A 22,544-nucleotide genomic window follows, 5' to 3' on the forward strand; every position below is an offset into this window, starting at 1 on the left:
CCGAACACACGGCACCATCGGGCATGAACACACTCACCCTTCTTCAGTGTGCGCCAGGAGCGGCCGAGCGCACGGCAAGGTCGAGCATCAGCACATTCACGCCGGGCACGCCGATCCCGTTCCCGGTGGTGTTCGCGGCGACCAGCTGCCGCACCCTCTCTTCGCTCAGCCCGGTGTTGCGGGCCACCCGCGGCACCTGCAGCTGCGCGTAGGCGACACTGATCGCCGGGTCGAGCCCGGAGCCCGACGCGGTCACCGCGTCCGCGGGCACCTGATCCGGCCGGACACCCTCGCGCTGGGCGATCAGCTCCTTGCGCTGGTCGATGGTCTTCACCAGATCCTCATTGAAGGGGCCCTTGTTCGAGGCACCGGAGGTCGCCGGATCGCCCGGCCCGAGCACACCGTTCGCACTGGCCGACGGCCGGGTGTGGAACCACGGGTCGCGCGCCGGATCGGCGGGCACCGGGTCGATTCCGATCAGCGAGGAGCCGACCGCCTGGCCGTGCTGCGTGACGATCGAGCCCTCGGCACGGTCCTGCAGGCCGGGGATCCGCCCGACCGCCCACACACCCAGCGGGTAGACCACGCCGAGCAGCACCGTCATCGCGAGCAGCAGACGCAGGCCCGCCCAGGACTGCTTGAGCAGAGTGTTCATCTCAGGTCATCCAATCCCGGGAATGAGTCGCACGATCAGGTCGATCACCCAGATCCCGAGGAACGGGCTCACGATCCCGCCGAGGCCGTAGATCAGCAGGTTCCGGCGCAGCAGCGCGGACGCCGACGAGGGCCGGTACCGCACCCCGCGCAAGGCCAGCGGGATCAGCGCGACGATGATCAGCGCGTTGAAGATCACCGCGGACAGGATGGCCGAGCGCGGCGTGGCCAGGTGCATGATGTTCAGCGCGCCGAGCTGGGCGTAGATGCCGGAGAACATGGCCGGCAGGATGGCGAAGTACTTGGCCAGGTCGTTCGCCACGCTGAAGGTGGTCAGCGCGCCCCGGGTGATCAGCAGCTGCTTGCCGATCGCCACGATCTCGATCAGCTTCGTCGGGTTGGAATCGAGGTCGACCATGTTGCCGGCCTCCTTGGCCGCCATGGTCCCGGTGTTCATCGCCACCCCGACGTCGGACTGCGCGAGCGCGGGGGCGTCGTTGGTGCCGTCGCCGGTCATCGCGACCAGCCTGCCGCCCTCCTGCTCCCGCTTGATCAGCTCCATCTTGTCCTCGGGCTTGGCCTCGGCGAGGAAATCGTCGACGCCCGCGTCCTGGGCGATCGCCCGTGCGGTGAGCGGGTTGTCGCCGGTGATCATCACCGTCTTGATGCCCATCGCGCGCAGCTCGGTGAACCGCTCCTGCATGCCCGGCTTGACCACATCGGACAGCCGGATCACCCCGCGCACGAACGCCTTTCCGCCGGCCGCCTCGGCGACCACCAGCGGCGTGCCGCCCTGCTGGCTGATCTCGCCGACCACGCGCTCGGTCTCGTCCGGCACGTCGCCGCCGTGGTCGCGAACCCATTGGCGCACCGCGGAAGCGGCGCCCTTGCGGACCTCGCGGTCACCCTCGCCGGAGTGGCTGCTGCGCGCGGGCAGGGTGATGCCGCTCATCCGGGTCTGCGCGGTGAACGGCACGAACTCGGCGCGTTTCTCCTCCTCGTCCGCGGCCGGGGCCAGCCCGTGCTCGGCGACCACCAGTTCGACGATGCTGCGGCCTTCCGGCGTACCGTCGGCGAGGCTGGACAACCGGGCCGCGCGGGCCACTTCGTCCACAGTGGAATCGCCGACCGGGATCAGCTCGGTGGCCCGGCGGTTGCCGAAGGTGATCGTGCCGGTCTTGTCCAGCAGCAGCGTGGACACGTCGCCGGCGGCCTCCACCGCGCGCCCGGAGGTGGCGAGTACGTTGCGCTGCACCAGCCGGTCCATGCCGGCGATGCCGATCGCGCTGAGCAGCGCACCGATGGTGGTCGGGATCAGGCAGACCAGCAGCGCGGTGAGCACCACCACCGACTGCTGGCTGCCGGAGTAGGACGCCATCGGCTGCAGTGCCACGACCGCGAGCAGGAAGATGATGGTCAGCGTGGCGAGCAGGATGGTCAGCGCGATCTCGTTCGGCGTCTTCTGCCGGGAAGCGCCCTCCACCAACGCGATCATCCGGTCCACAAAGGACTCGCCGGGTTTCGTGGTGATCCGCACGACGATCCGGTCGGAGAGCACGGTGGTACCGCCGGTCACCGCCGAGCGGTCCCCGCCGGACTCGCGGATCACCGGCGCCGATTCGCCGGTGATGGCCGATTCGTCGACCGTGGCGATCCCCTCGACCACGTCACCGTCGCCGGGGATCACCTCCCCCGCCTCGACCACCACGCGGTCGCCGACCCGCAGGTCCGCCCCGGGCACCTGCTCCTCGGCACCGCCCTCGGTCAGCCGCCGCGCGACGGTCTCCTTCTTGGTCCGCCGCAACGTTTCCGCCTGCGCCTTGCCCCGGCCCTCGGCCACCGCCTCGGCCAGGTTGGCGAACAGCACGGTGAACCACAGCCACACCGCGATCAGGATGGTGAACACGCTCGGGTCGGTGAACGCGAAGACCGTGGTCAGCAGCGAGCCGACCCACACCACGAACATCACCGGGTTCTTCAGCTGATGCTTCGGGTGCAGCTTGCGCAGCGCGTCCGGCAGCGAGATCCACAGCTGCGCCGGACTGAACACCCCGGCGCCTACGCGACCGGCGTTCTCGACGTGATGCCGGGTCTCTTCGGCAGGACTCCGCTCCTGGGTGATGCTCATGCCGACGCCTCCGGTGTTTTGCGGGACACCCGCACCCGATCGGCGCTGCGAGCAAGCTGACGCGATTGTGTACTCACAACGCCTCCGTGATGGGACCCAGCGCAAGCGCCGGAATGAAGGTAAGAGCCGCGACGAGCACCACGGTGCCGGTGAGCATCGAGGCGAACAGCGGCCCGGTGGTGGGCAGCGTGCCCGCGGTCTCCGGAACCTGTTTCTGCTTGGCGAGCGAACCGGCCAGGCAGAGCACGGCGATGATCGGCACGAACCGGCCGAGCAGCATGGCGACCGAGAACGACGCCTGGAACCAATCACTCGTCGCGGTCAGGCCACCGAACGCACTGCCGTTGTTGTTGGCCGTGGACGCGTAGCCGTAGAGGATCTCCGACAACCCGTGCGCACCGGGATTGCCCAGCGCGGACGACGTTCCCGGTAGCAGCAAAGCAATCCCGGAACCGAGCAGGACCACCGTCGGCATCGCGAGCATCGCGATCGCCGCGCAGGTGACCTCCCGCCTGCCGAGCTTCTTGCCGAGGTACTCCGGCGTGCGCCCGACCATAAGACCGGCCAGGAACATCGCGATCACGGCCATCACCAGAATGCTGTACAGCCCGGTGCCGACGCCGCCTGGCGAAAGCTCGCCGAACAACATGTTCAGCATCGCCCCGCCACCGCCGAGCCCGGACAGGCTGTCATGCGCGCCGTTGACCGCGCCGGTCGACGTGCCGGTGGTGGTGTCCGCGAAGATCGACGTGAGACTCAGGCCGAACCGCTGTTCCTTGCCCTCCATGTTCGCGCCGGCGGCGAGCGCGGCCGGGCTGTTCGTCAGCGCCTCCGACGACCAGATCACCGCGAGCATCGCGCCCCACAGCAGGCCCATCACGCCCAGCAGCACGTACCCCTGCCGCTGCTTCCCGACCATGCGGCCGAACGCGCGGGTCAGGCAGACCGGGATGACCAGGATCAGGAACATCTCGACGAGGTTGGTCCAGGCGTTCGGGTTCTCGAACGGGTGCGCGGAGTTGGCGTTGAAGATGCCACCGCCGTTGGTGCCGAGTTCCTTGATCGCCTCCTGGCTCGCGGCCGGCGCCAGCGCGATCGTGCTGTGGCTGCCGTCCGGATTGGTCACCGCGACACCCGAACGCAGGCTCTGCACCACACCGAGCGCGATCAGCACGATGGCGAAGACGAACGCCATCGGCAGCAGTACCCGGATCGTGCCGCGGGTCAGGTCCACCCAGAAGTTGCCCAGCCGGTCGGTGCGGGCGCGGATGAACCCGCGGGTCACCGCGATCGCCACCGCGAGACCGACCCCCGCGGAGAGGAAGTTCTGCACGGTGAGCCCGGCCATCTGCACGAAGCTGCCCATCGTCGACTCGGGGACGTAGGACTGCCAGTTCGTGTTGGTCACGAAACTCACCGCGGTGTTGAACGCCACCGCGGGGGACACCGGAGCATGGCCGAAGTTCCACGGCAGCACGGATTGCAGCCGTTGCAGCAGGTAGAGCAGCACCACCGAGACGAAGGAGAACCCGAGCACCCCCGAGGCGTAGGTCTTCCAGTGCTGCTGCGAATCCGGGTCGGCCCGGACGATCTTGTAGAGGATCTTCTCGACCCTCAGGTGCTTCTCCGAGGAGAAGACCCGGGCCAGATAGTCGCCGAACGGCTTGTACACCGCCACCAGCGCGGCCAAGAGCAAGCCGACCTGGATCAGGCCGGCACCCACATCACTCATCTCAGAATTTCTCCGGCCGTACGAGGGCGACGAACAGGTACCCGATCAGGCCGAGCGCCAGCAGCCCGCCGACGATGTCGGCCACCGTGCCCGCGCCGCTCACAGCTTCTCCAGCCCGCGCAGGACCCCGGCGAGCAGCAGGAAAACGCCGATCAGCAAGACGGCGTACAGGAAATCCGCCACAAGGCACCTCTCAGGAAAGGTCACCCGGACCGGGTGACCGGCTTCGGTCAAGCCCACTCTGCGGTCGCCGTACCGGGCGGGGGCCTCCGGCTGACACCTCCTTGACGCGCGGTCCCGGACGCGTTTACGCGATCTTGACGCGCGGTGATCCCGGCCACGGCGGCCCCCGCGCGACCCGATCACCGCAGCTCAGCACGGACGGTGACGCCATGGTGACAAGTCACGCACTGCGTAGTTGAGCATGGACGGAGCGTGCAGTCCGGGCAGACAAGCACGGATTCCTGTGTTAAATCTGCGTAACAGATAGTTGTATCAGCTAAACAAACCCTCGGCGGCGGAAGCGGAGGGCGGAGCATGTGCGGAATTGCCGGCTGAGTGGCTAACGACCGCGATCTCACGCAGCACCGGGAGATCGTCGACGCGATGACCGAGACGATGTCCTGCCGCGGCGCGGCCGGCCGGGCAGGGCGAACAGGTGCGCACGTTCTCCGTGGACTTCTACGGCCAGGCGGAGAATTTCCAGCCGGACGAGATGCGCGGCACCCCAGACTCACCCAACCTCCGCGACGTGACGCGACTGGTCGGTTCCGCGCACCAGGACGTGCTGCTGAACCCGGCCGAACTGTCCGATCCGGACGTCCGCCGCACGGTGCTGCGCGCCCGCGACATCACGGTCGGGCTGGGCGATATGAACACTTCGCTGTACCTGCTGTTCAAAGCGATCCGTGGACAGTCCACAGTGGCCTTGTCCGGCGAGTCGGCGGACAAGGTGTTCGGCAGCTACCGCTGGTTCCACGACGAGGCCGCGATCACCGCGGACACCTTCCAGCCGGGCTCAGAGTTCCAGCCGGGCGTCGACGCTGCCGCCGTGCACGTCGAGGTCCGCGCCGGTCCCGGTGAGCAGCCGGTGGGCGGCGGCGTTGTCCACCGTGGTCGTGGCGACCACGAACCGGGCACTGCCGCCGTCCCGTGCGGATTCGAGCAGGACCTCGGTCACCCGGCGGCCGATGCCGCGCCCGCGCACCGATCGGGCCAGCCACACGCCCGCCTCGACCGCCAGCGCGGACGGGCCGGACACCGGCTTGAGCCGGGCCGCGCCCGCCGTGCGCCCGTCCACTTCGATCACCCAGGTGCTCTCGATAGCGGTGTCCGGGTCGAGCGACCGGCGGCGGTGGAAGGCCAGGAACGCCGCGCGCCGCTGATCGGTCCAGCCGGCCGGACCGGTCACCGGGGGCATCACCTCGAGCGGATCCGCTTCGGCGGCCGCGAGCTCCAGCAGCCGCCCGAGCCCCGGCTCGTCCAGCGGAATCACCACGATCTCGGACTCTCCGGCGGCAGGCACGCCCTGCAGCTTGGCACAGCGTGCCACCGAAGGCCACCTGATGATCCGGCTTACCACCTGGTCACGGGCACGCTCGGAGTTCGGCCAGACCCACCGGACGGCGCTCCCGGCGGGAAAGCTCGCAGGCCTCGGCGACGCGGAACGCTTCGAGCGCGTCCACGACCCCGGCCGGGCTCGGCCGGGTGCCGGCCGCGACCTCCAGGAATACCCGCAGTTCAGCGGTATAGGCCGCGCGAAACCGGGTCATGAAGCCGGGATACGGCGGGCCGGGCAGCGGCGCCACCCCCGGCTCGACTGTGCGAAGTGGAGCATGATCGTCAAGACCGACCACCGCGTTCCCGGCCGAGCCCAGAGCTTCGAACCGCACGTCGTAGCCCGCGCCGTTGTACCGGGTCAGGGAAACAGTGGCGAGCGTGTCGTCGTAGAGAGTCAGCACGACCGCGGCGGTGTCCACGTCGTCGGCATCGGTGAAGAACCGCTCGCCTTTGTTGCGCCCCACCGCGTAGACCTCGGTCACCTCCCGGCCGGTGACCCAGCGGATGATGTCGAAGTCGTGCACCCCGCAGTCGCGGAACAGGCCGCCGGACCGCGGCACGTACCCCGCGGGCGGCGGCGCGGGGTCCAAAGTGGTCGCCCGCACCGAGTGCAGCCAGCCGAGTTCCCCGCTGTCCACCGCGGCCTTCGCGGCCTGGTAGCCCGCATCGAACCGGCGCTGGAAACCGATCTGCACCGGCACTCCGGCATCGGTGACCCGGTCGAGCACCGCGAGGGTGCCGGCGATGTCCGCGGCGACCGGCTTTTCGCAGAACACCGGGATCCCGGCGTCGACCGCGCGGATGATCAGCTCTGGATGCGCGTCGGTGGCCGCGGTGATCACCAGCCCGTCGAGCCCGGCATCGAACAGCGCGTCGAGCCCGTCGGCCGCTTCCACGCCGAGCGCGGCCGCAGTCGCCTGCGCCCGCGCGGTGTCGACGTCGGCCAGCACCACCGAGGACACCTCGGCGAATCCGTGCAGCGTTTCCGCGTGCGCGGCACCGATCCGCCCGGTGCCCGCCAGTCCCACCCTCATCCTCGGCCCTTCCGATCGTGGTCCGCGGTGGTGTTGCGCACCACCAGCGACGGGTGCAGCAGGTGCCGCACCGGCTCGGTCCGCTCGCCACGCACCCGTTCCAGCAGGGTCTCCAGGGCGAGCCTGCCCATTTCCGTGCGCGGCTGGTCCACTGTGGTCAGACACAGATGCCGAAGCGCGGCCAGCGACGTGTTGTCGTAGCCCACCACCGAGACATCCTCCGGCACCCGCAATCCGTGTTCGGCCAGCGCGGAGATCGCCCCGACCGCGTTGAAGTCGTTGCCTGCCACCAGGGCGGTCGGCAACGCCACACCCGGGTAACGGGAGAGCAGCTCCTGCACTGCCTTCTCCCCCGCGGTATCGGTGTGCTCGCTGCGCACCACGATCGGCTCCAGCCCATGCCCGCGCATGGCCCGCTGGAACCCACGGCGGCGAGCAGCGGCACCCGCCGCGTCCCCGCCGTCCAGATGCGCGATGCGGCGGTGGCCCCGGCACACGAGGTGCTCCACCGCCAGCCCCGAGCCCGCCTCCCCGTCGTCGTTCACCGTGTCCACCCCACGCGAACGCGAGGTGCGCGAGACGAGCGCCACCGGGCACTGGCGGGCGGCAGCTTCGATGGCCGCGGCCGGAACCACCGGCGACAGCAGTACGATTCCCGCCGGGCGAAAGGAAAGCAGGCTGCGCAACGCGGTCTGCTCCCGCGCGGGCACCCGGCCACCGGTGGTGAGGATGAGGTCGAACCCGGCCGCGCGGGCCGCCGCGTCCAGGCCCTCGACCACGTCGGCGAAGAACGCGTTGCGCAGATCACTGACCAGGACACCGACCACAGTGGACGTTCGGCTCGCCAGCGAGCGGGCCATGACGTGCGGCGAGTACCCGAGTTCCTCGGCCGCGGCGAGCACCGCGGCCCGCCGTCGCACGGAGACCTTCGGTGAGTCGCGCATCACCAGTGAGACCAGCGCTCGGGAGACGCCGGCCCGCGCGGCGACGTCCTCCATCGTGGGTTTCCCCATCCGCGGCCTCCCGGCTGAATCTTCCGAAGGCGAACCGGCCCTTGACTCGCGATTCCGGACGCTACAAGATTGGAGCGCTCTAATCAATCGCACGTCCGGCCGATCCCGTGCGGTGGAAAGGGATTCATGACGACCGTGCGGAAGCCGCGGGTCGCGGCCGCGCCGATTTCGTGGGGGGTGTGCGAGGTGCCCGGCTGGGGCCGCGTACTCGACACCCCGGCCGTGCTCGGCGAGATGGCCGGGCTCGGCATCACCGCGACCGAACTCGGCCCGCCGGGTTACCTGCCCCGCGATCCGGGCGAACTCAAGGCCCTGCTCGGCGGGTACCGGCTGGAGCTGGTCGGCGGTTTCCTCGCGGTCGCGCTGCACCGGGACCCCGGCGCCGCCCTCGCCGAAGCAGCCGCGTCCGCCGCGTTGTTCGCCGCGTGCGGGGCCGAAGTGCTGGTGCTCGCCGCGGCGAGCGGGCTGGCCGGTTACGACCAACGTCCCGCGCTCGACGCGGCCGAATGGTCCACTTTGGTCACGACGGCGGAGCGAATCGCGGAGCTGGCCGCGGGCCACGGTGTGAAGACCGTGCTGCACCCGCACGTAGGCACGCACGTGGAGACCGAGGCCGAGGTGGAGCGGTTCCTCGCCGATTCGGCTCTGCCGCTGTGCCTGGACACCGGGCACCTGCTGATCGGCGGCACCGACCCGGTCGCGCTCGCACGCAGACACCCGTCACGAGTGGGCCATCTGCACCTCAAGGACGTGCGCGGCGAGCTGGCTGCGGCCGTGCGCGCGGGCGAACTCCCCTACACCGAGGCCGTCGGCCGGGGCCTCTACGTCCCGCTCGGCGAGGGCGATGTGGACATCGAGGCGATGATCCGTTTCGTCGGCGAAGCGGGCTACGACGGGTGGTACGTACTGGAGCAGGACACCGCGCTCGGCGAAGACAGCCCCGTGGACCGGCCGGGACGGGATGTCGCCACCAGCCTCGCCTATCTGACCGAGATCACCGCCGGACTGGGCCGGAAGTAGGAGCGAGGATGTCCCATCGCGGGGAGGGCGCACGGCGCTCCGGCCATCCGGTGGCGAGCCTGCTTGGTCACCTGCACGGAATCCCAGTCCCCCGGGCGTGGTCTCGCTCTCCGAAGTGTCCATAGTGGACAGCTTGCACCACCGGCCCCTCGCCGTGCACCTCGATCGCCGGCCGGCTGCCGTCCGGAAGGTGCGCAGCACTCCTTTCTCCCGCGTGAGTCTCAGTCTCGTCAGCCATTGCCGGGGACAATTCTTTACAGTGTATCGAGTTGTCGAGCCGGTCACGACACAACTGCGACATGACGAGGACGGCGCCGTCACCGCGGCACCCCACCCTCGAAGCCATGCCGGACGCCGAGCCACCCACCATGCCGATGCCCACGCACGTGCCGAAACCGGGTACCGTGGCGCAGCTGCCCCCCGCCAGCGAGATCACCAGGCCGTTCCGCCGCGCCGCCCCGCATCTCCCCGCGCTAGACGGGATCCGCGGGGTCGCGATCTTCGGCGTCCTGGTGTTCCACACCGGAAATCTGCCTGGCGGCTTCCTCGGCGTGGACCTGTTCTTCGCGCTCTCCGGGTACCTCATCACCGGGCTGCTGCTGCGCGAAGTCCAGGCCACCGGCCGGGTCTCGCTCATGTCCTTCTGGGGCAGGCGGATCCGCCGCCTCTTCCCAGCGCTGGCGGTGCTGCTCGCGGTGGTCACCGTGGTGGTGCGGCTGGTCGCGGACCCGGCCATCGTGCGCTCGGCGCTGTCCGACGGGCCGTGGGTGCAGGCAAACCTCGTCAACTGGCATCTGCTCACAGAATCCGCGTCCTACTGGGACCGGTTCGGGCCGAGCCGGGTTTTCGAGCACTTGTGGAGCATCGCCGTCGAGGAACAGTTCTACGTGGTGTGGCCGGTGGTCGTGCTGATCATCGCCTCGTTCGCACGGCGGGTGGCCCCCCGGATCGCGACGGTCGCGATGGTGTCCTCGGTCGCGTCTCTGGTGCTGATGATCCTGCTCGTCGACCTCGCGGATCCGACGCGGGTCTACACCGGCACCGACACCCGTGCGTTCTCGCTGCTGCTGGGCGCCGCCGTTGCCGTCGTGCCGCTGCGCGCCGGACGATGGGGCCGCTTCGCGCTCCCGCTGCTGGTCATCGGCACGGCGACGCTGTGGGCCTTCGCGGACGGAACCACCTCCGGATGGCTCTACACCGGCGGCCTCTTCGCGCACTCGCTCGCCGCGGCCCTGTTGATCGGACTGGTCGCGCTCCAGCCGCGCGCGCTGGTGTCCAAGGCCTTCGCCGCCCGTCCCCTCCGGTGGCTCGGGCAGATCTCCTACAGCCTGTACCTGTGGCACTGGCCGGTGTACGTGCTCCTCTCGCCGGAGAGGACCGGACTCGACGGCTTTCCGCGAACGGTGGTGGTCATCGCCGTGTCGATCGCACTGGCCGCATTGTCGAAGTACTTCGTCGAAGACCCGATCCGATTCCGCGCGCGCTGGGCGAAGGGCCGCCCCGGCGTACTGACGTTCGCCGCCGCGACGGTGGCGCTCATCCTGGTGTGGGTGCTGGTGCCGGAGCCCCCGGCATCCGGGATCGACCTCAGCGGCCTGGGCTGATCAGCGGGCAGGTCCGCCGCACGTCCGAGGCCGGGGTGGACTGGGTGAAGCTCACCTGCACCTCGGTCGTGCGCGGCCCGCCGCTCTGGACGTACACGCCGAGCGCGGTGCAGACGATCTGGTCGATGCCGAGCGGCGAGAGGTTCTGCACGGTCAGCGGCACCGAGATCTGGATCAGGCCCGGCGCCATGGTCACCCGGGACTGGGGGCCCGAAATGTCCGTGATCTCCGTATGCAGGCCCGATGACGTGAGGCGACCGGGATTCAGCAGCAGGGCCAGCGCGTCCGAGATGGTGCCGAGCTGTCCGCCCAGGCGCAGCTCCGGCTGGAGCTGCTTGTGCTCGTCCACGAGGTACAACGTGACCCCCGGGGCCACCCCGGTCGGGGCCTCCCCGCCCGGCGCCGGATCGGCGGGCTCGACCCCGCAGCCGGCCAGCAGCAGGACGAGCAGCAGTGGCCAGACCCGTTTCACCGGTTCTCCCTCGGCAGTTCCAGCACGAACCGGGCGCCGCTCCCGGTGTTCTCCGCGATGAGCGTGCCACCGTGCAACCGGACGTTCTCCAGCGCGATCGCCAGCCCCAGCCCGCTGCCGGGCGTGCGCACCCGCGCCGCATCGGCCTTGTAGAACCGATCGAACACGTGCGGCAGGACCTCCTCCGACAGGCCCGGACCGTGATCGGTGACCTCGATCCGGACCTTCTCCCCCGGGGCCGAGACCCGCACCGCCACCGGCGGGGCACCGTGGCGCAGCGCGTTGCCGACGAGATTGGCCACGACCACGTCCAGCCGCCGCCGGTCGGTGCCCAGCACGATCCCCTCCTGCGCGCTCAGCTCGACCTCACCGGTCCAGCCGCGGGCCCGCAGGCAGTCCCGCACCGCAGCGGCCACGTCCACCTCCTCGATCCGGGCCCGCGCGGTGCCCGCATCGAACCGGGACACCTCCATCAGGTCCTCGACCAGCCTTACCAGCCGATGGGTCTCGGTGATCGCCAGCTGCGCGGACTCCTGGGCATCCGGCTCCATCTCGCCCGCCGCGGTCTCCAGGACCTCCATGACCGCGGTCAGCGTGCTCAGCGGCGTGCGCAGCTCGTGCGAGACGTCCGCGGCGAACCGCTTGGCATCGGCCTGCATCCGCTCCATCGCGATCATCGAGGTCTGCACCGATTCGGCCATTTCGTTGATGCTGACGGTCAATTGGGCCAGTTCGTCGGCGCCCTTCGGGGGCGTGCGCGCCGCCAGCTCACCGTCGGCGAGCCGCCGCGCGGTGTCCCGCAGCTCCCGCACCGGACGCAACACACTGCGCGCGGCGAGCAGGGCCAGCAGCACCGCGAGCGGCAACGCGATCGCGGCGGTGGCCACGGCGTTTGTGGTCAGTCCTTGGACCTGCTGGTTCACCGCGGTGAGGTCCTCCGCCGAGTAGACCTCGATCCCGGACGGCGTGCGCGTGCCGTCCGGCGCGGTGATCAGCACCGGGGTGCCGATCACCAGCCAGGGCGCGCCGCCCACGTCGACCCGTTCGGTGAGCATCCGGTGCTGTGCCCGCACCGCGGTGCGCAGTGCTTCGGTGGCCGGTTCGAGACCGGCCGACGAACGCAGGCCCTGGTAGGTGACCACGGCATTCGCGCCGGCCGCGCCGCGCAGCCGGTCGAGCGTCGCCTGATCCGGCGGAAAGGCGAGCTGCGGCGTGATCGCGCCGATCTGGCTGGTCAGACCGGAAGTCAGCCGCTCCTGCGCCGAAGAGACCAGCGCGGCGCTCGCGGTGCCGGCGCTCGACCATGCCGCCGCGGCCGCGCCGACCACGGTGACCAGCACGAACGCGACCAGCAGCCGGGGCCGCAGTCCGCGTAGCCACCACCTTTTCATACCGGTCCGAACCGATAGCCGAACCCGCGCACGGTCTGCACGTAGACCGGGTTCGCCGGGTCGGTCTCGATCTTCGCCCGCAGCCGCTGCACGCAGTTGTCGACCAGCCGGGAATCGCCGAGGTAATCGTGCTCCCAGACCTCTTCCAGCAGCTGCTGGCGGGAGAACACCCGGCCGGGGCCCCGGGAGACGGTGAGCAGCAAACGCAGTTCGGTCGGCGTGAGCGGCACCGGCTCGCCACGCAGTGAAACGGTCAGCGAGGCGGTGTCGATCCGCAGGTCGCCGTGCATGCGGACGCCCTCGCCGCTGCCTTGCGTCCGGCGCAGCACCGCGCGGATCCGCGCGTCCAGCACAGTGGGCTGGGCCGGTTTGATCACGTAGTCGTCGGCACCGGCGGCCAGCCCGCCGACGACGTCGAAATCGTCACCGCGCGCGGTGAGCATGATGACCGGGACGTCGCCGGCGCGGCGGATCCGGCGGCACACTTCGAAACCGTCGATGCCCGGGAGCATCAGATCGAGTACTACCAGGTCCGGGGTCGAGGCGGCGAACGCGTCGAGGCCGGCCTCCCCGGTCTCCGCGGTGCGCACGGCGTGTCCGTGCCGGGACAGCGCGAGCTCCAGCCCGCGCCGCACCAATGGATCGTCCTCGATGAGCAGTATCGCCACCACCGGTCCAGTATGGACAATGCCCGGTCCGCCCGCCGCGAGCAGGCGGGGGTTGAGGGGGCTTGCGACAGAACCGGGACATCGCCGAGGGCAGGCTGGGACGCCGGCCCGGCACCGTGATGGTCATGATCAAGCCTCGAATGCTCGTACTCGCCCTCGCCGGGCTGCTGCTCACCGCGTGTTCCCAGACCTCCACCGCCGACAGCGGAGGAGGCTCCAGCCTGCCGAAGACGCTCTTCCTCGGCGACTCGGTCGCGGTCGGCGAAGCCCAGCCGATGACTGCCGCCTTCAAGGCCGCCGGTGCCGAGTTCAAGTCGATCGCGGCGGAGGGCGGCGGCAACGTGGTCGGCCCGTTCTCGGAGAAGAGCTGGCCGGACATCGAGAAGAAGATCTCCTCGGCGAAGCCGGGCCTGGTGATCTACCAGTCCACCAGCTACGACTGGGGCAGCAAGGAGGAACAGAAGGCGGGCTACGAGAAGCTGGTGACCACCGCCCGCAATGCCGGCGCCAAGACGATGTTCGTGACCATGCCGCCGATCAAGGCCGACGACTTCTACCAGGACCACATGACCGAGCTGGCGCAGACCACCGAGGTGGCGCGCACGGTCGCGGACGCTTCCGGCGGCCAGGCCGTCGCGCTGGACGCGAGCCCGGTCTGGGGCTCGCAGTACGAGCAGAACAAGAACGGCAAGGCGGATCGCAGCTCGGACGGCATCCACACCTGTCCGCAGGGCGCGGCGCGGTTCACCCAGTGGCTGCTCATGGAACTGACCAAGCAGTACCCGGACTTCCACCCGGCGGCGCCGGACACCTGGGCGAACACGGGCTGGTCCGCCGATGGTCACTTCAAGGGCTGCTGACCGGGGTCACTAGTCCGACCAAAAGCAGGCCGACCCCCACCCGGCACGTAACCGTTGCTACGAAGCCATGAGGCCGTGACTGTGGTCGGATTGGTAATGATCGGCACAGTACTTCCCCAGCAGCCGCCGGATTTCGTGCACCGCGGCACGACCGGCGCGATTGGCGCCGATGGTGCTCGCCGAGGGGCCGTACCCGACCAGGTGCAGCCGCGGTTCGGCGAGCACCCGCGTGCCGTCGAGCCGGATACCGCCGCCCCGCGTACGCAGGTGCAGCGGCGACAGCGTTCAGCGACAGCGTTCAGCGACAGCGTCCAACGACAGCGTCCAACGACAGCGTTCAGCGGCGCCGTACCCAGCGAACGATCGCCAGCACCACGGCCAGCACCACCGCGCTCCCGACAACCGGGATCACCCGTTTGACCACGGACCGGCCCGCGTAGTCGAGCAGATCGATCGGTTCCCCTTCACCGATCGCGCCACCCGCGGGGACGCTGCGCAACCGAGGCTTTCCCGCGGAGCCCGACCCACCGGCCCCATCGGCACCGGCAGCGCCGGCCTCCGTACCGGAACCGGACTCACCCACACGATCATCACCAGCCCCGCCCACACCGGCGCTCCCAGCCGCACCGCCGGCCTCTGCTGCCCTACCAGCCCCGCCAGTCACACCGACCCCGCCCGTCGCCGTCGCCTCCGAAGCCTCCGCCAGCGACCGGGCCAGATTCACCGCGAACGCATCCAGAATCCGCCCGCCCACCTCCGAGATCATGCCGCGGCCGAACTGCGCCGGCCGCCCGGTGATGGCCAGTTCGGTGGCGACCGCCCCGTGCGTGCCACCGCCGGGCTGCCCGGTCAGGGTCAACGTCACCGTGGCCGCCGCCGTGCCGGCGCCGCGAGAATCCTTGCCGGAGGCCTTGATGACCACCTTGCCGGCCACTTCGTCCTTCTCCTGATACTCGCCGTTCCCTTTGTACAGCAACGAGATCGGCCCCATCTTCACCTTCACCGTACCGGCGAAGGAATCCCCCTCCACCTTGGTCAGGGAGGCACCGGGCAGACACGGCGCGACCCGCGCGGGATCGAGGACGGCCTGCCAGACCTCCTCGAACGGGGCGGGCACGGTGAATTCGTGGTCGAGCCGCACGGGCCGACCTCCTCTCCTGCGCTACGCCGGGCAGATCCCTCCACCATACGACGCGACGCCCCAGCCGCCACCGGATCAGCCGACGGCGGCGGTGATCGCCCGTCCAGTGAGGACCCGGGCGAGGTGCTGCCGGTAGGCGACATCGGAGTTGCCGTCCGGGGCCGGACTGGTGCCCTCAGCAGCGTGTGCGGCGGCCGCCCGGATCGTTTCCGCGTTCGCCGGAGCGCCGAGCAGCGCCCGTTCCACCGCCGTCGCCCGAACCGGTGTTGCACCCATGTTGGTGAGCGCGATCCGGGCCTCCTCGATCACGCCGCCCTCGGTGCGCACCGTCGCCGCCACCGCGCACATCGACCAGGCTTGCGCCACCCGGTTGAACTTTTCGTAGTGTGCCCGCCAGCCGGTGTGCTTGGGCAGCCGGACCTCGACGAGCAGCTCGTCCGGGGCCAGCGCCGTGGTGAAGTAGTCCTGGAAGAACTCCGCGGCGGGCATCGTCCGCCGTCCGCCCGGCCCGGCGATCACCAGGGCACTGTCCAGCGCCAGGACCGGGGCCAGCAGGTCACCCGCCGGATCCGCGTGCGCGATCGACCCGCCGAACGTGCCGCGGTGGCGCACCTGCGGATCGGCGACGGTGTCCGTGGCCTCCTTGACCAGCGCCGCGTGCTCGGCGACCAGCGGATCGCGCTGCACGTCGTAGTGCGTGGTCATCGCACCGACCACCAGCGTGTCACCTTCCTCGCGCACGCCCCGCAGCTCGGCGATCCGCCCCAGATCGACCACTGTGGACGGTGCGGCGAGCCGCATCCGCAGCACCGGCAACAGGCTCTGCCCGCCGGCCAGCACCTTCGCGTCCTCACCCGCCGCGGCGAGCGCCTGCACTGCTTCGTCCACACTGGACGGAGCGACGTAGTCGAACGGGGCCGGGATCACTGGGCACCTCCGTCGTTCGAAGCGGCACCGGACTGCACAGCGCGCCACACGCGCATCGGCGAGAGTGGCATTTCGATGTCGTCGACGCCGAACTGCCGCACCGCGTCGACCACGGCGTTGACCACCGCGGGCGTGGACGCGATCGTGCCCGCTTCACCAACCCCCTTGGCACCCAAGGGATTCGTGGTCGACGGCGTCTCGGTGCGCGCCGTGGTGAACGACGGCAGGTCCGCCGCCGAAGGCAGCAGGTAGTCGGCGAAGGTGCCGGTGGTCAGCGTGCCGCTCTCGTCGTGCACGGCCTCCTCGTACAACGCCTGCGCGATGCCCTGCGCGAGCCCGCCGTGCACCTGGCCTTCCACGATCAGGGGGTTGATCACCTTGCCGATGTCGTCCACGCACACGTACGAGCGCAGCGAAACCCGGCCGGTCTCGGTGTCCACCTCGGCCGCGCACAGGTGTGTACCATGGGGGAACGAGAAATTTTCCGGATCGAAGGTCGCGTCCGAATCCAGTGAGGGTTCGACGCCGTCCGGCAGATTGTGCGCGGCGAACACCGCGAGCGCGATGTCCTGGATCGTGGTAGCCGATTCGGTGCCCTTCACCACGAACCTGCCGCCGGTGAACTCCAGGTCGTCCTCCGCGCATTCCAGCAGGTGTGCGGCGATCGGCCGGGCTTTGGCGACGACCTTCTCCGCGGCCTTGACGATCGCGATCCCGCCGACCACCAGCGACCGGGAGCCGTAGGTGTCCATGCCCTTGTGCGCGGACTGGGTGTCCCCGTGCAGCACCTCGACGTCCTCGAACGGCACGCCCAGCTGATCGGCGACGATCTGGCTCCACGCGGTCTCGTGCCCCTGCCCGTGCGCCGAAGCGCCGGTGGTGACCTCGACCTTGCCGGTGGGCAGCATCCGCAGTGAGGCGTACTCCCAGCCGCCTGCCCCGTAGTCGAGCGAACCGAGCACCCGCGAGGGCGCCAGCCCGCACATCTCGGTGAACGTCGAGACCCCGATGCCCAGCTGCACCGGGTCGTTCGCCGCGCGCCGCTCTGCCTGCTCCCGGCGCAGCGCGTCATAGCCGAACAGCTCCTTCGCCTTCGCCGTGGCCGCCTCGTAGTTGCCGGAGTCGTAGGTCAGCCCGGCCACCGTGGTGTACGGGAACTCCTCGTGCCGGATCCAGTTCTTTTCCCGCAGTTCCAGCGGATCCATGCCCAGCTCGTCGGCCAGCTCGTCGATGATCCGCTCGATCGCGAAGGTCGCCTCCGGCCGTCCGGCGCCGCGGTAGGCGTCGGTGAGCGTGGTCGTGGTGAACACGTTGGTGCAGGCGAAGTGATAGGCCGGGATCTTGTAGATGGCGTTGAACATGAACGCGCCGAGGATCGGCACGCCCGGCCCGACCAGTCCGTTGTAGGCGCCGAGGTTGGCCAGCAGCTCGACCTTCAGCCCAGTGAGCGTGCCGTCGGCGTTCGCGGACACGGTGATGTCCTGGATCTGGTCCCGCCCGTGGTGCGCGGCGAGCATCGTCTCGGACCGGGATTCGTTCCACTTCACCGGTTTCCCGAGCTTGCCCGCGATGAGCAGCGCCATCATCTCCTCGGGCAGCACGGCGATCTTGCCGCCGAACCCGCCGCCCACGTCCGGGGCGATCACGCGCAGCTTGTGCTCCGGGATGCCGAGCGTCAGCGCGGCCATCACCCGCAGGATATGCGGCACCTGGGTGGCCGACCACAGGGTGAGCTGGGGTCCGGTCGGATCGACCACGCACGCCCGCGGCTCCATGAACGCGGGCACCAGCCGCTGCTGGCGGAACCGGCGCTTCAGCACGATTTCCGAGGACGAGAGCGCCTGTTCGACGTCCCCGCCGGTGCCCGCGCCGGCCGAATCGAAGACCCAGACCGCGTTCTTGTTGCTGCCCAGCTCCTCGTGCACGAGCGGCGCGCCCTCGGCCAGCGCCGCCTCCATGTCCAGCACCGGCGGCAGCTCGTCGTAGTCGACCTCGATCGCTTCGAGCGCGTCGTGCGCCTCGGCGGCGGACCGGGCGACCACCACGGCCACGCCCTCCCCGGCGAAGTTCACCCGCTCGGCGGCGAGCACCGGACGCCGCGGCGCAGCCATGTCCGGGGTGACCGGCCACGCGCACGGCATGCCGATGCTGCCCTCGGGATCGAGATCGGCCGCGGTGTAGACGGCGATCACGCCCGGGAGTTCCTTTGCCGCGGACGGGTCGATGGACGTGATCCGCGCGTGCGCCAGCGGGCTGCGGAGTACGGCCAGGTGCAGCATGCCGGGCAACGCGATGTTGTCGGTCCAGCGCGTGCGGCCGGTGATCAGCCGTTCGTCCTCCTTGCGGCGGCGGGCCTTGCCGACCTCGGGTTCCACGGTCGCGGTCATCATTCACCACCCACGCCGACGTGCTTGATCTGTTCGGCCTCGGGACCGGCGCCCGGGCTCATGTGGTCCGCCGCGTCCCGGACCGCCCGCACGATGTTCTGGTAGCCCGTGCAGCGGCAGAGATTGCCTTCGAGCCCTTCGCGGATCGCCTGTTCGTCCGGATCCGGGTTGTCCGCCAGCAGATCGATCGATTGCATGATCATGCCCGGCGTACAGAATCCGCACTGCAGCGCGTGATTGTCGTGGAACGCCTGCTGGACCGGATGCAGCCGGCCGTCCCGGGCGAGCCCTTCGACGGTGGTGACCTCGCAGCCGTCGGCCTGCACCGCGAGGACCGAACAGGACTTCACGCTGTGCCCGTCCAGGTGCACCGTGCAGGCGCCGCAGTTGCTGGTGTCGCAGCCGACGACGGTGCCCACCTTTCCGGCTCGCTCCCGCAGATAGTGGACGAGAAGCATGCGCGGCTCTACGTCGTCGGTGTACTTCGAGCCGTCGACGGTGACGGTGATGCGCATCAGAAGGCCTCCAAGAGCGAATGCCCGCCAGGTCTCGGCAACGCCGGCGGGCCGGTTCGGGAACGGCCAGGCGCGATGGTGATCGGCCTCACATCCGAGCCTGCTACTCCATCCGCGCGCGGACAAGTCCTGATGTCCCCCGCCGCGAAGCCGATTCCGCATCTGCGCCGACAATCTGGGCAGGACGCCGCAGATGCGGCACTTCGGATGGGTGATTTTTCCGCCCCGGCAGCCCGCCGGACGCGGGCCACGACGCCCGCGTGGCAATCCGTCAACTATGGACGCTGCCCGTCGGCCGTGTGTCCCGAGGGCAACCCGTCAACGGCGGACGCGGCCTCCGATGGCGGCTCTTTGGCTCCGCAAGCCACTCCCGCATGGACAGCCCGTCTCAGCTGTGGATACGCCCGTTCAACGCGGCCAGCCTGCGCCCGGTGCCGCTCCAGCGCAGCGCGATGATCTCCGCGGCAATGGACACCGCGGTCTCCTCCGGTGTGCGCGCGCCGAGGTCGAGGCCGATCGGCGAGGACAACCGCTCCAATTCGGACTCGGTGACGCCTGCTTCGCGCAGCCGGGCGAACCGATCGTCGTGGGTTTTGCGCGAGCCCATCGCGCCGACGTAACCGACCTTCAGCCGCAGCGCCACTTCCAGCAGCGGCACGTCGAACTTCGGGTCGTGGGTGAGCACCGCGATCGCGGTGCGCGCGTCGACCCGGCCCGCTTCGGCCTCGGCCGTCAGATAGCGGTGCGGCCAATCGACCACGACCTCGTGCGCATCCGGGAAACGGCTGCTCGTAGCGAAAACCGGACGCGCGTCGCACACCGTCACCTGGTAACCCAGGTAGGCACCCATGCGGGCCATCGCGGCGGCGAAGTCGATCGCACCGAACACGAGCAACCGCGGCGGCGGTTCGAACGAGTTCACGAACACCGCCATGCCTTCGCCGCGGCGCTGACCGTCCGGACCGTAATGCAGCGTCCCGGTGCGCCCCGACGCGAGCAGGCCGCGCGCGTCGTCCGAGACCGCGTCGTCCATCCTGGACGAACCGAGCGAGCCTTCGACCCGGTCCGGCCAGACGATCAGGCGCTCGCCGACCAGCCCGGCCGATTCGTGCTCGATCACGGTGACCACCGCGACCGGCTCACCCGCGCGCACCGATGCGACCACCTGGCCCAGCTCCGGCATCGATGCGCGGTCCACCGGCTCGACGAAGACGTCGATGATGCCGCCGCACGTCAACCCGACCGCGAAGGCGTCGTCGTCGGTGACGCCGTAACGCTGCAGCACCGGCTTTCGCTCGGCGACCACTTCCTGCGCCAGCTCGTACACCGCGCCTTCGACACAACCACCGGACACGCTGCCGGCCACCGTGCCGTCCGGCGCGACCACCATCGAAGCGCCGGGCGCACGCGGCGCCGACGAGAACGTGGCCACCACCGTCCCGAGGCCGACGGTTTCTCCTGCCTGCCAGCGGCGATACACGTCGTCGAGTACGTCACGCATCGGCCATCTCCCGAAGCAGTCGTTCCAACGTCGCCAGGCTGTGCCCGGCCAGTAACCGATCGATATGGGGAAGGGCGGCGACGATACCGGACTGGACCGGCGCGTAGCCCTCCTTCCCCGCATGGGGATTCACCCAGAATACGGCGTGCGCGAGGCGGCGTAACCTGCCGAGCTGATCCGACAGCAGCCGTACGTCGCCCCGCTCCCAGCCGTCGGAGAATACGGCGACCACCGCGCGGCGCGCGACGCCACGCTGTCCCCACCGGTCGAGAAAGACGCGCAGCGTCTCGCCAAGGCGCGTACCGCCGGCGAAATCGGGCACTGCACTACCGGCCGCGAGCATGGCCAGCTCCGGATCGCGCTGACGCAACTGTCGCGATACCCGGGTCATCCGAGTACCCAACGTAAACACTTCGACCGCTGCCGGCGCTGCTCTGGTGAGTACGTGCGCGAAGCGCAGCAGGGAATCCGCGTACGGACTCATAGAACCAGAAACGTCGATCAACAACACCACACGCCGCTGCCGCGTGCCACGACGCTGATACGCGAGACGAACAGGCTCACCACCGTCGGCAAGCATCGCCCGCAGCGTGCGCGACGCATCAAGCCGCCCACGATGCGCAGGTACGCGACGAGCCGCACGACGCCGGGGCAACTCCGGCCGCAGAGTGACAAGAAGCTCCCGCAAATGCTCACGCTCGGCTTTGCTGAGTTCGGCAAGATCGCGGTGGCGCAAGACTTCATGGTCACTCGCAGCCACCCGCAGCTGCTCTTCGGCGCCCGAGCCCTCCGTCTCCCCGTCCCCACCGGACACGAGCGGCGCGATCCGTGCACGCCTCGGCACCGGCGCCCCATCCTGTTTCGGCTGCCCTTCGTCGACGGCGAACCACCGCGCGAACGCCTCCTCGTACCGCGGCAGATCGTCCGGATCGGCACACAACGTCAGCCGCCCGGCCCAGTACACCTGCGTCGGCTGCGCAAGATCAACCTGCCCGACCGCGGCAAGGTAGGCCTGCACCCGACGCGCGTCGACGGCCACCCCCGCCACACGCAGGGCCGCCGCGAACCCGGCGAACCCCGCGAGCGGATCCGCCCGTTCGGTGTCCATGCCTCCATTGTGTCCCGGATTCGCCGCGCCGCGGGGCTGGTCTGTTGCCGGCCGGGTCTGCTGCTGGTCGGGTCTGCTGCCAGTCTGGTCTACGGTCGGCGGGTTGCCGCTGGTCGGGTCTGCGGTCGGCGGGTTTGCTGTGCCACCGGTCTGCTGCCAGTCTGATCTGACCGGTCTGGTCTGCCGCCGGTCGGGTCTAGTCCGCGTGCTCGAAGCAACACTGAAGGGCCCACGACGCGGCTCCCAGCGCCCGACTAATCCACGACCTCCACCGAGACAGAGAACAACGACGTCAGCGGGCAACCACCACCCATTTTCAGCCCGGAACGGGCCGCCCGCCAGGGAGAACGGAGACTAATCTGCCGCCGGCCTGATCTGCCACCGGTCGGGTCAGCCACCGGTCGGGTCAGCCGCCGGTCTGATCTGCAGTGCCGCCGGTCGGGTCAGCCGCCGGTCTGATCTGCAGTGCCGCCGGTCTGCGGTGTCCTGGCATGCCGTGTCTCTGGGCTGCCGTACCCCGGGTCCGCTGCGCCCGCGCTCCGCGCTGCCGCCGGTCTGCCGCGTCCCGAGGTTGCCCTACCCCGGCCGCGGCGTCACCGGTCCGCGGTACCGCCGGACCCCGTGTCGCTGGCCTGCGCTCCGGATGGTGGTGAAAAAAGGGTCCGCGCCACCGTTCCCGTGCGGAAACGGCGGCGCGGACCAGTTGCTCCTCACGGCGGCCGGACCCGGGAACCCCCGGGTGGGCGCGAAGAGCGTGCTTGCCCTGCCGGCGATTCCGGCAGGAACGGATGGCGAAGGGATTTCTCCAGGCTTGCGGGCACGTCCAGCA

Annotated in this window: 19 protein-coding genes and 2 pseudogenes; 4 read left to right on the top strand and 17 right to left on the bottom strand. The window is 70.0% G+C overall.

Annotation, left to right across the window (positions count from 1 at the left end; translation table 11 throughout):
- Positions 1-43 precede the first annotated feature (43 nt).
- The 4 genes from ATK36_RS08410 to kdpF form a co-directional block, all read right to left on the bottom strand.
- Positions 44-655 (bottom strand): potassium-transporting ATPase subunit C, encoded by a 612-nt coding sequence (locus ATK36_RS08410; RefSeq protein ID WP_098510756.1) that lies wholly within the window; start codon positions 653-655, stop codon positions 44-46.
- A 6-nt stretch (positions 656-661) separates the two neighbouring features.
- Positions 662-2,782, bottom strand: a complete 2,121-nt coding sequence (gene kdpB / locus ATK36_RS08415; protein WP_098510757.1) for a potassium-transporting ATPase subunit KdpB — start codon at positions 2,780-2,782, stop codon at positions 662-664.
- Between the two features lie 73 nt (positions 2,783-2,855).
- Complete coding sequence (kdpA, locus tag ATK36_RS08420; RefSeq protein ID WP_098510758.1) at positions 2,856-4,514, bottom strand: potassium-transporting ATPase subunit KdpA; 1,659 nt, start codon at positions 4,512-4,514, stop codon at positions 2,856-2,858.
- Position 4,515: 1 nt separating this feature from the next.
- Positions 4,516-4,617, bottom strand: coding sequence for a K(+)-transporting ATPase subunit F (kdpF, locus tag ATK36_RS08425; protein ID WP_098510759.1), 102 nt, complete (start codon positions 4,615-4,617; stop codon positions 4,516-4,518).
- Positions 4,618-5,139: 522 nt separating this feature from the next.
- Between kdpF and ATK36_RS08430 the strand changes: the two are divergent.
- Positions 5,140-5,523: pseudogene (locus ATK36_RS08430) on the top strand (asparagine synthase-related protein); the annotation flags it as partial.
- 9 nt (positions 5,524-5,532) lie between these two features.
- On the opposite strand, the gene ATK36_RS08435 reads toward ATK36_RS08430, so the two are convergent.
- The 3 genes from ATK36_RS08435 to ATK36_RS08445 are packed head-to-tail and all read right to left on the bottom strand — an operon-like array spanning position 5,533 to position 8,121.
- Positions 5,533-6,066: a GNAT family N-acetyltransferase gene (locus tag ATK36_RS08435; RefSeq protein WP_245914520.1), complete on the bottom strand. Its 534-nt coding sequence runs from the start codon at positions 6,064-6,066 to the stop codon at positions 5,533-5,535.
- Positions 6,067-6,100: 34 nt separating this feature from the next.
- The gene (locus ATK36_RS08440) at positions 6,101-7,108 is read right to left on the bottom strand and encodes a Gfo/Idh/MocA family protein (RefSeq protein WP_211291835.1); all 1,008 of its coding nucleotides are present in this window, start codon (positions 7,106-7,108) and stop codon (positions 6,101-6,103) included.
- Entirely contained in the window at positions 7,105-8,121 is a 1,017-nt protein-coding gene (locus ATK36_RS08445) for a LacI family DNA-binding transcriptional regulator (protein WP_098510760.1), read from the bottom strand. Before ATK36_RS08445 ends, ATK36_RS08440 begins: the two co-directional genes overlap by 4 nt.
- Before the next feature lie 126 nt (positions 8,122-8,247).
- On the opposite strand from ATK36_RS08445, the gene ATK36_RS08450 reads away from it, so the two are divergent.
- On the top strand, positions 8,248-9,141 hold the full coding sequence (locus ATK36_RS08450) for a sugar phosphate isomerase/epimerase family protein (RefSeq protein ID WP_098510761.1): 894 nt from the start codon (positions 8,248-8,250) through the stop codon (positions 9,139-9,141).
- A gap of 299 nt (positions 9,142-9,440) precedes the next feature.
- A complete protein-coding gene (locus ATK36_RS08455) occupies positions 9,441-10,745 on the top strand; it encodes an acyltransferase family protein (RefSeq protein ID WP_245914522.1) in 1,305 nt (434 codons plus the stop codon).
- On the opposite strand, the gene ATK36_RS08460 is transcribed toward ATK36_RS08455, so the two are convergent.
- The 3 genes from ATK36_RS08460 to ATK36_RS08470 are packed head-to-tail and all read right to left on the bottom strand — an operon-like array spanning position 10,729 to position 13,279.
- On the bottom strand, positions 10,729-11,217 hold the full coding sequence (locus ATK36_RS08460; RefSeq protein WP_098510763.1) for a hypothetical protein: 489 nt from the start codon (positions 11,215-11,217) through the stop codon (positions 10,729-10,731). The two genes, ATK36_RS08455 and ATK36_RS08460, sit on opposite strands and share 17 nt — an antisense overlap.
- A complete protein-coding gene (locus ATK36_RS08465) occupies positions 11,214-12,608 on the bottom strand; it encodes a sensor histidine kinase (RefSeq protein WP_098510764.1) in 1,395 nt (464 codons plus the stop codon). The genes ATK36_RS08460 and ATK36_RS08465 overlap by 4 nt, the downstream gene beginning before the upstream one ends.
- The gene (locus ATK36_RS08470; protein ID WP_098510765.1) at positions 12,605-13,279 is read right to left on the bottom strand and encodes a response regulator transcription factor; all 675 of its coding nucleotides are present in this window, start codon (positions 13,277-13,279) and stop codon (positions 12,605-12,607) included. The genes ATK36_RS08465 and ATK36_RS08470 overlap by 4 nt, the downstream gene beginning before the upstream one ends.
- Positions 13,280-13,401: 122 nt before the next feature.
- Here ATK36_RS08470 and ATK36_RS08475 point away from each other — a divergent pair, with 122 nt between their 5' ends.
- Positions 13,402-14,136, top strand: coding sequence for an SGNH/GDSL hydrolase family protein (locus tag ATK36_RS08475; protein ID WP_098514727.1), 735 nt, complete (start codon positions 13,402-13,404; stop codon positions 14,134-14,136).
- 57 nt (positions 14,137-14,193) lie between these two features.
- On the opposite strand, the pseudogene ATK36_RS08480 reads toward ATK36_RS08475, so the two are convergent.
- The 7 genes and pseudogenes from ATK36_RS08480 to ATK36_RS08510 all read right to left on the bottom strand — a co-directional run.
- Positions 14,194-14,418: pseudogene (locus ATK36_RS08480) on the bottom strand (hypothetical protein); the annotation flags it as partial.
- A 55-nt stretch (positions 14,419-14,473) separates the two neighbouring features.
- Positions 14,474-15,277: an SRPBCC family protein gene (locus tag ATK36_RS08485; RefSeq protein WP_098510766.1), complete on the bottom strand. Its 804-nt coding sequence runs from the start codon at positions 15,275-15,277 to the stop codon at positions 14,474-14,476.
- 75 nt (positions 15,278-15,352) lie between these two features.
- Positions 15,353-16,204, bottom strand: coding sequence for an FAD binding domain-containing protein (locus ATK36_RS08490; protein ID WP_098510767.1), 852 nt, complete (start codon positions 16,202-16,204; stop codon positions 15,353-15,355).
- The gene (locus ATK36_RS08495; protein WP_098510768.1) at positions 16,201-18,591 is read right to left on the bottom strand and encodes a xanthine dehydrogenase family protein molybdopterin-binding subunit; all 2,391 of its coding nucleotides are present in this window, start codon (positions 18,589-18,591) and stop codon (positions 16,201-16,203) included. The genes ATK36_RS08490 and ATK36_RS08495 overlap by 4 nt, the downstream gene beginning before the upstream one ends.
- Positions 18,591-19,106, bottom strand: coding sequence for a (2Fe-2S)-binding protein (locus tag ATK36_RS08500; protein WP_098510769.1), 516 nt, complete (start codon positions 19,104-19,106; stop codon positions 18,591-18,593). Before ATK36_RS08500 ends, ATK36_RS08495 begins: the two co-directional genes overlap by 1 nt.
- Positions 19,107-19,494: 388 nt before the next feature.
- A complete protein-coding gene (locus tag ATK36_RS08505) occupies positions 19,495-20,607 on the bottom strand; it encodes an XdhC family protein (RefSeq protein ID WP_098510770.1) in 1,113 nt (370 codons plus the stop codon).
- A complete protein-coding gene (locus tag ATK36_RS08510) occupies positions 20,600-21,715 on the bottom strand; it encodes a vWA domain-containing protein (RefSeq protein WP_098510771.1) in 1,116 nt (371 codons plus the stop codon). The genes ATK36_RS08505 and ATK36_RS08510 overlap by 8 nt, the downstream gene beginning before the upstream one ends.
- Positions 21,716-22,544: the final 829 nt, after the last annotated feature.

The sequence above is a fragment of the Amycolatopsis sulphurea genome (assembly GCF_002564045.1).
GTDB classification, from domain to species: domain Bacteria; phylum Actinomycetota; class Actinomycetes; order Mycobacteriales; family Pseudonocardiaceae; genus Amycolatopsis; species Amycolatopsis sulphurea.

Bases quoted from the DNA above. Each gene is read 5' to 3' on its own strand.
- ATK36_RS08505 (WP_098510770.1), bottom strand. From the start codon at position 20,607: ATGCGTGACGTACTCGACGACGTGTATCGCCGCTGGCAGGCAGGAGAA.
- kdpB (WP_098510757.1), bottom strand. From the start codon at position 2,782: ATGAGCATCACCCAGGAGCGGAGTCCTGCCGAAGAGACCCGGCATCAC.
- ATK36_RS08440 (WP_211291835.1), bottom strand. From the start codon at position 7,108: ATGAGGGTGGGACTGGCGGGCACCGGGCGGATCGGTGCCGCGCACGCG.
- ATK36_RS08475 (WP_098514727.1), top strand. From the start codon at position 13,402: ATGATCAAGCCTCGAATGCTCGTACTCGCCCTCGCCGGGCTGCTGCTC.
- kdpA (WP_098510758.1), bottom strand. From the start codon at position 4,514: ATGAGTGATGTGGGTGCCGGCCTGATCCAGGTCGGCTTGCTCTTGGCC.
- ATK36_RS08465 (WP_098510764.1), bottom strand. From the start codon at position 12,608: ATGAAAAGGTGGTGGCTACGCGGACTGCGGCCCCGGCTGCTGGTCGCG.
- ATK36_RS08450 (WP_098510761.1), top strand. From the start codon at position 8,248: ATGACGACCGTGCGGAAGCCGCGGGTCGCGGCCGCGCCGATTTCGTGG.
- ATK36_RS08410 (WP_098510756.1), bottom strand. From the start codon at position 655: ATGAACACTCTGCTCAAGCAGTCCTGGGCGGGCCTGCGTCTGCTGCTC.
- ATK36_RS08510 (WP_098510771.1), bottom strand. From the start codon at position 21,715: ATGGACACCGAACGGGCGGATCCGCTCGCGGGGTTCGCCGGGTTCGCG.
- ATK36_RS08455 (WP_245914522.1), top strand. From the start codon at position 9,441: ATGACGAGGACGGCGCCGTCACCGCGGCACCCCACCCTCGAAGCCATG.
- ATK36_RS08500 (WP_098510769.1), bottom strand. From the start codon at position 19,106: ATGCGCATCACCGTCACCGTCGACGGCTCGAAGTACACCGACGACGTA.
- ATK36_RS08445 (WP_098510760.1), bottom strand. From the start codon at position 8,121: ATGGGGAAACCCACGATGGAGGACGTCGCCGCGCGGGCCGGCGTCTCC.
- ATK36_RS08495 (WP_098510768.1), bottom strand. From the start codon at position 18,591: ATGACCGCGACCGTGGAACCCGAGGTCGGCAAGGCCCGCCGCCGCAAG.